At 51.0% G+C, this 10,476-nt stretch carries 12 protein-coding genes and 5 pseudogenes; 5 read left to right on the forward strand and 12 right to left on the reverse strand.

The features are described from left to right. The 3 genes and pseudogenes from C7N83_RS11260 to C7N83_RS17090 form a co-directional block, all read right to left on the reverse strand. Positions 1-233: pseudogene (locus tag C7N83_RS11260) on the reverse strand (IS1595 family transposase); the annotation flags it as partial. Between the two features lie 522 nt (positions 234-755). Beyond that, positions 756-953 (reverse strand): hypothetical protein, encoded by a 198-nt coding sequence (locus tag C7N83_RS11265; RefSeq protein WP_106742733.1) that lies wholly within the window; start codon positions 951-953, stop codon positions 756-758. 342 nt (positions 954-1,295) lie between these two features. Further along, positions 1,296-1,409 (reverse strand): annotated as a pseudogene (locus C7N83_RS17090) (NAD(P)-binding protein); the annotation flags it as partial. Between the two features lie 192 nt (positions 1,410-1,601). Here C7N83_RS17090 and pyrE point away from each other — a divergent pair. From pyrE to argA, 3 genes are all read left to right on the forward strand, one after another. Beyond that, the gene (gene pyrE / locus C7N83_RS11275; RefSeq protein ID WP_106742737.1) at positions 1,602-2,243 is read left to right on the forward strand and encodes an orotate phosphoribosyltransferase; all 642 of its coding nucleotides are present in this window, start codon (positions 1,602-1,604) and stop codon (positions 2,241-2,243) included. A 92-nt stretch (positions 2,244-2,335) separates the two neighbouring features. Further along, positions 2,336-2,731 (forward strand): MJ0042-type zinc finger domain-containing protein, encoded by a 396-nt coding sequence (locus tag C7N83_RS11280; RefSeq protein WP_106742738.1) that lies wholly within the window; start codon positions 2,336-2,338, stop codon positions 2,729-2,731. A gap of 7 nt (positions 2,732-2,738) precedes the next feature. Next, the gene (gene argA, locus C7N83_RS11285; RefSeq protein WP_106742740.1) at positions 2,739-4,049 is read left to right on the forward strand and encodes an amino-acid N-acetyltransferase; all 1,311 of its coding nucleotides are present in this window, start codon (positions 2,739-2,741) and stop codon (positions 4,047-4,049) included. 94 nt (positions 4,050-4,143) lie between these two features. On the opposite strand, the gene C7N83_RS11290 is transcribed toward argA, so the two are convergent. From C7N83_RS11290 to C7N83_RS11310, 6 genes and pseudogenes are all read right to left on the reverse strand, one after another. After that, complete coding sequence (locus tag C7N83_RS11290; RefSeq protein ID WP_106742742.1) at positions 4,144-4,500, reverse strand: hypothetical protein; 357 nt, start codon at positions 4,498-4,500, stop codon at positions 4,144-4,146. Between the two features lie 177 nt (positions 4,501-4,677). Beyond that, positions 4,678-4,858 (reverse strand): annotated as a pseudogene (locus C7N83_RS16235) (hypothetical protein); the annotation flags it as partial. Between the two features lie 292 nt (positions 4,859-5,150). Then, a complete protein-coding gene (locus C7N83_RS16240; RefSeq protein WP_342747608.1) occupies positions 5,151-5,537 on the reverse strand; it encodes a surface lipoprotein assembly modifier in 387 nt (128 codons plus the stop codon). A 116-nt stretch (positions 5,538-5,653) separates the two neighbouring features. Then, positions 5,654-5,911, reverse strand: coding sequence for a surface lipoprotein assembly modifier (locus C7N83_RS16245; RefSeq protein ID WP_245911213.1), 258 nt, complete (start codon positions 5,909-5,911; stop codon positions 5,654-5,656). Continuing rightward, complete coding sequence (locus C7N83_RS11305; RefSeq protein ID WP_106742743.1) at positions 5,901-6,620, reverse strand: hypothetical protein; 720 nt, start codon at positions 6,618-6,620, stop codon at positions 5,901-5,903. Before C7N83_RS11305 ends, C7N83_RS16245 begins: the two co-directional genes overlap by 11 nt. An 839-nt stretch (positions 6,621-7,459) precedes the next feature. After that, a complete protein-coding gene (locus C7N83_RS11310) occupies positions 7,460-7,651 on the reverse strand; it encodes a LysR family transcriptional regulator (protein WP_146135148.1) in 192 nt (63 codons plus the stop codon). On the opposite strand from C7N83_RS11310, the pseudogene C7N83_RS16775 reads away from it, so the two are divergent. Beyond that, positions 7,635-7,738: pseudogene (locus tag C7N83_RS16775) on the forward strand (NAD(P)-dependent oxidoreductase); the annotation flags it as partial. The gene C7N83_RS11310 and the pseudogene C7N83_RS16775 sit on opposite strands and share 17 nt — an antisense overlap. 178 nt (positions 7,739-7,916) lie before the next feature. Here the strand turns inward: C7N83_RS16775 and C7N83_RS11315 are convergent. Further along, positions 7,917-8,891, reverse strand: coding sequence for an AraC family transcriptional regulator (locus tag C7N83_RS11315; protein WP_106742746.1), 975 nt, complete (start codon positions 8,889-8,891; stop codon positions 7,917-7,919). A 2-nt stretch (positions 8,892-8,893) separates the two neighbouring features. Continuing rightward, positions 8,894-9,565 (reverse strand): Rossmann-fold NAD(P)-binding domain-containing protein, encoded by a 672-nt coding sequence (locus tag C7N83_RS11320; protein ID WP_106742748.1) that lies wholly within the window; start codon positions 9,563-9,565, stop codon positions 8,894-8,896. A gap of 15 nt (positions 9,566-9,580) precedes the next feature. On the opposite strand from C7N83_RS11320, the pseudogene C7N83_RS11325 reads away from it, so the two are divergent. Continuing rightward, a pseudogene (locus C7N83_RS11325) lies at positions 9,581-9,682 on the forward strand (IS1595 family transposase); the annotation flags it as partial. A gap of 238 nt (positions 9,683-9,920) precedes the next feature. On the opposite strand, the gene C7N83_RS11335 reads toward C7N83_RS11325, so the two are convergent. After that, a complete protein-coding gene (locus C7N83_RS11335) occupies positions 9,921-10,208 on the reverse strand; it encodes a hypothetical protein (RefSeq protein ID WP_106742751.1) in 288 nt (95 codons plus the stop codon). Positions 10,209-10,476: the final 268 nt, after the last annotated feature.

Below are 10,476 nucleotides of genomic sequence, written 5' to 3' on the forward strand. Positions count from 1 at the left end.
CCGCGTTTACCCTTACGCCGACCGGCAAAACAACCTTCGTCCGGCCTGGTGGGGCCTCTGAAAACCCTGCCGGCTTCCTGCGCCAAATGACAGGCAGCCGCTTGGCGGGTTTTGCGGTAGGACAACACAGCCCAACCGGGTTGGATACCCAAAATATCAGCGGCTGCACGGGCTGTGGCTTCCGGTACGAAAAACCGGAGAAGTTTTCTTTGGGCATCTTTGTGAATTTGCAATGGTTATCTTTATTTTTGCCGTCTGACATGACTGATAATCTGCTTCAGCCCCTTTTCTTTTACTATAAATATGTTCTTCTAACGGACTGTGCAATATTGCGCGGTCAAAAAGCTTTGCACCCACGACCATATAAGAATACGAGCCTATCGCCAACAGGACTTGCGACCATGATATAGTCATAATGGCTTTGAGGTCAGGGATTTGGCTGCTGTAGATTTCACACAACATACACATGGCATCGGCTTGTACACCGGCAGGATTTGCCGCTTCATAATCTTTGACAATTTGCCCCCATTAAAGCCAAGCAAAATATTATCGTTATTGTGTCGTGGACGAAACCAACTTACCCTGCATAATGGATCATGCACAATAAAATTATGCCAATCCTTGTCTTGTTCCTAAAAAGGTTTGTCAAACAATAAAGCCGTTTTGCCCAACGTGCCAAGCGGTATGTGGTCGGCAGCAGCCAAATGTTCATTTGCCACTCTGTTAAAGTGATGCCAAAACAGTCTGCGGCAGTATCACCACCATGTAATCGGTTTGTAGCAAATCTTGATTAGTAACAACGCTGACACCTGTTGACGTGAGTTAATGGTGTTCAGTCTGATGTCCAATTGTGCGGCCAGTGGCGCAAAAACAGCAGCGTAACCATCAGGAAAAATAACATCCGCGCCATCAAAACCATCAAGCTGCGCCCAACTTACCGCTACTTCGTCCACATCTGCGCCGTAATTCGTAATTTAAGTCGAATAAATTCGTCATTTGTATGCGTAATTGATGGCGTCCGTTAGCGCTTACAAGATTTGTTAGCGACAAACTCTAAAATAGATGTATCATAATCGCCTTCATCTACATCACCTAAAACATCCCAAATTCTGCTGTCTTACGTTTTCAAACCATCTGTTAATGTGGCGTAACCTGCAAGCACTACGTTCTGTTTCGCCAATAGTTTCTACGGTGCGTACGCGCGCCTGATGTGCCAAATCGGGTTGCCGTCAATACCGTGTATCCATGATACGCCCAAATCCATGCCACGCCACAAAATGTATGCGTCCGCCGACCCATTCGCGGGCCTCCAATACCGTCATCTCTGCTCCTGCCTGTTGCAGCGTTGTCGCGGCTGCCAACCCCGAGACGCTTGCGCCAATAACCAATACTTCTTTATTTGCAAGACGTGATTTATCGCAACCTGTTAGTTAACATAAGCACTCCTGATGTCACAAGCCCCACAACAAATTTGCGGCGGCTGAGTGCCGATTATTAAAAATGGCCCTCCGAATGCAATATTTTTTCAGACGGCCTTTGGCTTTTCCCCGCTATCCTTTATAATCTCCATTTTAAATCAACGCCTTTTGAAAGCCTGTGTCATGTCTGATTTCCGCCAAGATTTCTTGAAATTCGCCTTGTCTCAAAATGTTTTGAAATTCGGCGAATTCACCACCAAAGCCGGTCGCCAGTCGCCGTATTTTTTCAATGCCGGCCTGTTTAACGACGGGGCATCTACCCTGCAACTGGCGAAATTTTACGCCGAAGCGATTATGACCAGCAAGGTGGCATTCGATATGCTGTTCGGCCCGGCCTACAAAGGCATTATTTTAGCGGCGGCCACGGCAATGATGTTGGCCGAAAAAGGCGTAAATGTGCCGTTTGCCTACAACCGCAAGGAAGCGAAAGACCATGGTGAAGGCGGTGTGTTAGTAGGAGCGCCACTCAAAGGCCGCGTGCTGATTATTGATGACGTGATTTCCGCCGGCACATCGGTGCGCGAGTCGGTCAACCTGATTGAAGCAGAAGGCGCGACCCCTGCCGCCGTGGCCATCGCACTCGACCGCATGGAAAAAGGCGCAGGCGAATTGTCGGCCGCGCAGGAAGTGGAGCAGCAATACGGTTTGCCGGTGGTGTCGATTGCGAACCTGAACAACTTGTTCGCGCTCCTGCAAAATAACAGCGAATTTGGCGGCTTTTTCGAGCCGGTAAAGGCTTACCGCGAACGTTACGGCGTAGTCTGATGACGGATAAGGCCGTCTGAAAGCATGTTTTTTCAAACGGCTTGTTCTGTATAACAAATACATTACGAATACATTACGAAACGAGTTTACCCATGCCAGCATGTACCTGCCCCCACTGCCGCACCAATCTTTGGGTGAAAGACGCCCAACTGAATGTGGCACAAGGTTTTGTGGTTTGCCAAAAATGCGAAGGGCTGTTTAAAGCCAAAGAGCATCCGGCCGACCTGAAAGAACAGTTCCAGCCCGAAGCACTGCCCAATGCCGTAACCGATGTGCGTTTGGTGCACAACATCGGCACACTGGTCCGCCAACACAAGCAGCTTTCGCGCAATGAAATCGCCGATTTGCTTGATGGTATGATGCCCACACCCAAAGCCGGCAACGCAGCAACAGACAAAAAAACAGACAGCTTCAACTGGACACTGGCATCGCTCATCGCACTGACCGTGTTAATCATGCAACTGTTCTATCTGATTTTATTGACTTGATTCCCATATGAATACATCTGTTGGTTTTGTCGGCGATTTTCGCGAAGCCGCACCCTACATCAACTACCTGCGCGGCAAAACGCTGGTGATCGGCGTTGCCGGCAGCCTGTTGGAAGGCGAACCGCTCAAACGCTTGGCCGCCGATTTAAACCTGCTCGCCAGTTTGGGCGTGCGTTTGGTGTTGGTACATGGTTCGCGCCTGCAAATCACCACCGCCCTCTCTGCCCAAGACCGCACACCGGCTTACCATCACGAGCGCCGCATCACCGACGAGGCCACGCTGCAACTGGCCAAACAGGCAAACGGCGTATTGCGCAGTGACATTGAAGCCGCCTTGTGCAGCAGTATTTCACAACCGCCGCAACGCAACAAACCCTTAAGCGTGGCCTGCGGCAATTTCCTTTCCGCCCGACCATTAGGCATCATCAACGGCATCGACATGGGCCACACCGGCTTGGTGCGCAAAATTGACACCGAATCCATTGTCAACCGGCTCGACAGCGGCGCATTAGTGCTCATCAGCCCGATCGGACATTCTTTAAGCGGTAAGACCTTCAACCTCAGCATGAGCGACATTGCCGAAACCGCCGCTATCGCACTCAAAGCGGAAAAACTGATTTACCTGATTGAGGAAGAAGGCATTTTAAATTCAGACGGCCTGCTGTTAACCAACCTTTCCGCCCAAGAAGCGCGGCAACTGATGATGCAACAGCCGCCACCACCGCAGCAACGCCTGATTCAATCGGCTGTCAATGCTGTAGAAAACGGCGTATCACGCACGCAAATTCTCAGCGGCCGCGACGACGGCAGCCTGATTCGCGAGCTCTTCACCCGCCACGGCGCCGGCACATCGGTCGCCCGCGATTCTTTCGTCAACATCCGTGCCGCGCACAACCACGATATCCCCAACATCATGGCGCTTATCCGTCCGTTGGAAGAACAAGGTATTTTGTTACGCCGCAGCCGAGAATACCTTGAAGACCAAATCCATTCCTTTTCCGTTTTGGAACACGACCAACACATCTACGGCTGCGTTGCCCTAAAAACCTTTGCCGATCCAAACTTGGGCGAGCTGGCCTGTCTGGCTGTATCGCCCGATGCGCAAGACAGTGGTTACGGCGAGCTTTTACTGGCATATTTATTCAACAAAGCGCGCAAAGCAGACATGAAAAAACTGTTTGCCCTATCCACCCACACCGGCGAATGGTTTATCGAACGCGGTTTCCAGACGGCCTCGGCACAGGATTTGCCGCCCGAACGACGTCAGGATTTAATCGAAAGCGGCCGCAATTCCGAAGTATTTGTTTTTGATTTGTAAAATACATGAAAAAATCAAAAAGAGCAGAATATGGTTCTGCTTTTTTTGATTTGCCGAAACAAATTTTTAGGCTGAGATATAAGAAAAGCCGGCATTATTTACCGTATTTGAAAGACAATAGATGCGCTGATGCGCGAACCTGCACTGCATCAAGCACGCCACAGCCCCTGTCACTACCGGCATAAACAATGCCGTCAGGTGTTGTTTGCTGTTTGATAACCGGAAATAAGGCATCCTTCCCGTTATCCCCCGCAACGGCGGTACCAACCTTTCCCTGCCGCTTTAAGGTGCCGGATACAGCCGCTTTCCCTGCTGCCACACGGCCGCGTTTACCCTTACGCCGACCGCCGAAATAACCCCCGTCCGGCCCGGTAGGGCCTCTGAAAACCCCGCCGGCTTCCTGCGCCAAATGACAGGCAGCCGCTTGGCGGGTTTTGCGGTAGGACAACATAGCCCAATAAATATCAGCGGCTGCACGGGCGGTGGCTTCCGGTACGAAAAACCGGAGGAGTTTTCTTTGGACATTCTTTGTTAATTTATAATTGGTTATCTTTATTTTTGCCGTCTGACATGACTGCCAATCTGCTTCAGCCCCTTAAAGTGAGTTCAGGATAAGCAATCGGTATGCCTTAGCTTGCCCGAACACGGCGTCGATATGCGGGCTGTAAGGCTTGATATTCGGCGTGAGTACGGCAATGTCGTGTAACTGCCAATCGCGGTGTTCGGCCAAAATGGCAAGCAGCTGGTCTCTCAATACCTGCAATTCGCGCGAAGGGCTGTGGAACGGAACAGATGTGTATCAAGCCGTCGTACAGCGCGGTTGTTGCCGCCGTCAAGTTCGGCTTTTTCGCGGGTGTTGCCCCATTGCTGATCCACAAAGCCAGCGTCTGGATATCTTAACTGCAGGCGCTGCAGCAAAGAGCCCGTCTGAACTGGACCGCTAAAATAGCTGCGTTTTTCCATCACCGGCACTCCGGCCAGTGCATTGGAAAAATCGTGCCCTTGCCCGCCCGTCGAAGCCGGCAGCGGATGGCCGCTCAGGATCAAATCCGGCTCGCCGCCGCACCAGGGCATCTGCGCCGCTGCCAGCACATCATTCCGCTATATGAAAAGTACTGGATTCAAGAATCCGACCTGCCATTGTTTCTCCACGCTCACAAACCATTGCGCACTTTTGCGCGAATAAAAGCCCGGCATATTGCTGTCGATATTCAGATAGTAGAAGTTCAGGCGCGGGGTGAAGCCTTTCCAACTGAGTTTGCGGTGCCACACTGCTGCCTGTGCCTGATATTCGTGGTCTTTGCGGGTATAGCCGTACACCAGCGTTTCCGGCGCATCGAAGCGGCAGTTGGCATAACATAGGTTCAGACGCGTGCCGAGGCCGTTGTCAAACACTTTTACCATGCCGATGCGGAGGCCGCTACGGGCGGAGGCATCGGCTTTTTCGCGGGTGTTGTCCCATTGCTGATCCCCGCTGCCGAACAGCAGCTACGAACCGGCGGTGCGGTAAAGTGCTGTGGCCGACAGCAGATGGGCAAAACCGCCATAACGTCGGGCAACTGCCTCTTCCTGATAACGTTTTTCCGTCTGTGAGGCGTTCAACATCAACTGCCAGCGCAGTGACAACACGCGGCTGTATTCCAGATTCGCGCCGTACAAACGCTGTAACGCAAGCCACCGAGCCAGTTTTGTTCGACAAACGGAATCACCCTCCACGATTGGCGCGCATTCTGTTTTTTATACCCCGCCGCCGTGCGCAGGCCCTGTTCGCTGTAATCGTGGTTGTCCCAATAATGCACACCGTCGCCGCGCAGATTACAGTGCACAAAATGATTGCTGCCGACATTCACATCATGCTGCACACCCGCGCGGTAACGGAAACCTGCGGCACGCTGTGGCAGGCTGTCGGCGCTTTTCGTCCAACGCTGCCCTCTGCCACTCGGCGATGCGCTCGTCGGAAGCATTGTTCACATTATCTGGGCGCTCGTATTGCAGCGAAAAATCCAGCTGCCATGCCTGCGCCTTCACCGCCGCCGCGCGGTATGCCGCCGACAGCCGCTTGGTCGCAGGCGTGACCTCCGCTGCTTCCACTTCGGCCAACATCCGCTCCTCCTCGCGGTATTGCTTGTCTTCCGCCAGCATCAGCCCCAAATCCAGCTTCACATAAGGCAGATTCTGGTCGGTGGCGACAATCTCACGGTAACGCGCCACTGCTTCACCGACTTCCCCGAGCCCGCGCAACAACGTGCCCTCGGCATAAACAATCAGCGTTTGGTCGGGTGCATCGGTAGTGCGGTAAAGCGCGAACAAATCCCAGCGTTTGACCACCAGCGCCTGATTAATCAGCGGTACCAGCAATTCGGGATTTTCACGCAGCTGCGCCTCCGTCAGCGTCTTCACCTGCCCCGCCGTTTCAGATGGCCTCTGCGTTTCTTTCGATAACTGTAGCGCAGGCGTCGCGGTTTCGTTTTCAAAAAATAAAGGCTCCGGCACGGAAACAGGCAATACCGGCAAATCCTCGGCATACAGTGGCGCAGAAATCGGAAAAAAGGTTAATGTTTTCTTGAGCATAGTTTGTGTTTATTGTTATCGGAGGCCTATTAGACATTAAGGATGATAAAAACCGCCGGAAACCTTATCATACAGGCCTTTTGGCGGTTTTTTGCCAATGTTTATAAAAAGTGCCCTTTTTGCCATCAAAACAGCCCGGTGAAGAACCGCCGTAAAAACGGCAGGCAAAGATATAAATGCCCCCTGTGTAACACGTATCTCCCCACCCCAAAACCCGCATCCCCCGGGCTGCCCGCATACGGATACACCCACGGCAGGCAGACCTGTCCGCAACCGGCGCAGCGCCACCACCGCAACGGGAAAACCATCCGCCGTAAAACCAAACAGGCCCTTTCAAAGCCCATTCAATCGGAAAAGACTGCCGCCAATACCATCCTTCGGCCGCGGGTTCGGTGTCATGGTATTTCTGAACCGGCTATTGCCGTTTGACTTAAAAATGAGTACAAGTTTTTCCCATGCCGTCTGAAACCTGAAATCCGTTATTCCCGCGCAGGCGGGAGTGAGGGCATTTGGAGATTTCTGTGCCCGTTATTTAGTAAAACAGCTATAGAGGGGAAATTCACTGAATTAAAGACGAAAACCTGATGCCCTCCGGGCTTGGGAAGAGGGGGTGAGATTATATTTGTCAGAAGATATTTTAGTAGCCGGGAGTAGGATTTGGGATGGAAAATCATCCCAAATGTCCAGTAGGCCGAAAATCATGCAATAAATCCTAAAACAGCTCAAACGCTTGTGGCATAGACCAGCCGTAATCTGCCTTTTAGTTTTTGCTCATTGCTTGCCAACTGGTGAGCGGCATTTTCCACAGTTTCCAAACTGATATTTACTTGTTTAAAAAGCTATTGCCCCTGCACGGTCAGGCTCACCCCTTGAGTGAAACGCCCCAGCAATTGCACGCCCAGTTGCTGTTCTAACTCTTTGGTTTTGCGGCCGATGGTGGTAATCAGCACGCCGCTTTTTTGACCGGCAGCGGAAAAACTGCCTGCTTGGACGACATGGACAAAGGCTTTGAGCGATGTACCTGCCGATATCGGCGTGGCGGATTTGGCGGTGCGATTGCCGATGATGTGGAAAATAAAGCTCATTTGTTTACACGTTTTACAGTGGCCCAAGCGTGAAATGAGTTGGTGTAATAAATTGCATCTTTATGATTGGTTTTGTGGATTTGGGCTTTGGCACGAAACCCAACAATGTAAATTGTTCTGTAAATTTTGGGTTTCACAAGACTTAATCCAACCTGCAAAAGCAAATATTTATGCCGTCTGAAAGCCAAAGTGCGCTTTCAGACGGTGTTTTTTAACGCTTGCTACGCCACTCTACCGGTGTTTTTCCTGTTTTTTGCACAAAAAATCGGTGGAACGAATTGGCTTCGCTAAAGCCGAGATAAAAGGCGATTTCTCCGTTTTGCAGATCGGTTTGGTCAAGCATTTGGCAGGCGAGGTCTTGACGGACTTCATCCAGCAGGGCTTGGTAGCTTTGACCGTTGTCTGCGAGTTTGCGCTGCAAAGTGCGGCGGCTGATGTTGAGACGGCCCGCGACGGTGTCTATGGTGGGACAGCAGCCGTTCATCATTTCATACAGCATTTGTTTGACTTGTTCAGAAAGCGTCGGTAAGGCTTTAGCAGGCAGGCGGCGTTCCAGTGTGGGCAGTATCAGGTCGAGCAAGTCCGGGTTGTGGGTGATAAACGGGCGTTCTTTCAGGCTGTTTGAAAACAGGATTTGGTTACCCGGGGCATTGGTGTGGATTTCGCAAGCAAAATAGTCGGTATAGCCTGCCGGTATATGACTGCGGCATAGTTGCACGACCAGAGGGCGCACTGTTTCGCCCAAGCCGATACAGAGCAGGCTCACCAAATTGGCAAAAAAGGCGTCAATCAAAATATCGGGAACGGTTTCGCTGCCTGCCCACGCCAGCGATACGGCTAATCCGTCCTGTTGCCATTGCCAGGAAATCAATTCGGGGCAAACCAGCTTTTTATACATCGCCAGTCTGTCCAGCGCTTTGGTGGTATTGGCGGAATGCACGGCGGCAAAGGTGGCGTTGTCCAACATGGAAACCTCTCCGACCTGCCCCAGTTTCAATCCGATTAAAGGGTCGCTGCTTTGCCGGGCAATGGCATTGAATAAGGCGAAATATTGTTCGCTGTCCAAGCTGATTTTGTCGTTATGGTTTGCGGCGATACCTGCAGCGGTCAGCAAGGCGGCATTGTTCAGCCCCAAATCGGCAAAGCGGCGGAAGGCCAGCGGCGGCAAGATGATTTTTTGCGACATGCTTACGCCTGCCCTGCCAAGCGGGCAATGTCTCGGCTTTCCAATACTGACTGTGTATACCCGAACCGCACGCAGTTTAGCATCGCTTTGCCGACGATTTCGGTACTGACGATTTTTTCGGGAAACAGTTTACGTGCCAGTGGCAGTAGGGGGGCGGCAAGCTTGTAAAACCGGCGGTAATGCTTGGTTTTGGATTGAATGCCGTGCAGCGGTTGAACGATGGCTAGCCGGAAGGCGAAAACAGCTGAAAACCTTATGTTTTGCAGGAAATTTTCAGTTTCGCCCAGCACTTTTGCCCATATTTTTCCGCCCGCCGCATCGCTGCCGGCGCCTGATACGAACACAAACGTCAGTTTGGAATTATTCTCCTGCAATTTGCCGGCAATCGTAAGCGGCAAATCCTGCATGGTGGCACGATATTCAGCTTCGCTGTGTCCGCTGCTGGTCATACCGATGGTGTAAAAGCAGGCGTCAAAATCGGCAAATTCCGACAAATCCGCCTGCATCAAGTCGGCAAACTGCCGCTGCGAAAATTTGGTGCTGTTTGGCACAAAAGATTGGCTGACAGGGCTACGTCCGATGGCGACAATTTCGCTGACATCATCTGCCAGCAAACATTCTCTTAACACACCTTGTCCCAGCATACCGCCAGCACCGAAAATGAGAACTTTCATGTTTAAATCCTGTAATCTTTCCCGCTGTCCTTGAAAGAATGCAGGTTCCGCTTTGACTTCGGCACACCGTCCGGGCAGCTTGAAATGCTGCGGGAATGGTGTGATGTTTGGGGCTAATCTATGTCAGCCCCTTTTTAAATATTTCTTAAAGCCTATCAAATCCGCTATTCTGTCGTTCATGTTCAAATTGAAGTCACGGAAAGCGGCCTGCGATTCTGTTGCCGCGTCAACGGCTGGCAAAATCGTTATCTTTGAGCTGAAGCCGGCCAAAGCCGCATCTGTTTTTAGTGATTTTACGCTACAAAAGATCATCTGAAATGTCGATGAAAATGACTTTTCAGATGGCCTTTAGCAATCAACGGTTAAACGGCAACCAAACATGCGCCAAACCATACATCAACGCACCACCTGCACCCAGTATCAAAAACACAATGCCTTTTTTACGCGCACTCGGACACAGCCAATACACCGTCAAACTAAAGGTGATAAACAATACCGCCACACGCCACATCAAGGCTTTATCTCTATAGCGGTTGAGCGTATAGGTTTCGGTCATCATCACATACATCTGAAACAAAGCAGCCATACACATGAAAATGATGCCGGTGGGTAAAAAAATCAGCCCGAGTAATTCTTTGCTCATAAATTGGATGCTGTCCGAAAAATAATATCAATTATAAAAGATTTTGCCATGCCCTGCCGCATCAGTTCGGCATTCTAATCTTTATCACTGAAGAAGTCCGGCTAAAAAGAAAAATATAGCGTTTGTTACGATCCAATACCACAACGGGAAAACCATCCGCCGTAAAACCAAACAGGCCCTTTCAAAGCCCATTCAATCGGAAAAGACTGCCGCCAATACCATCCTTCGGCCGCGGGTTCGGTGTCATGGTATTTCTGAACCGGCTATT

It is taken from the genome of Neisseria iguanae (genome assembly GCF_003013245.1).
Lineage (GTDB): Bacteria > Pseudomonadota > Gammaproteobacteria > Burkholderiales > Neisseriaceae > Neisseria > Neisseria iguanae.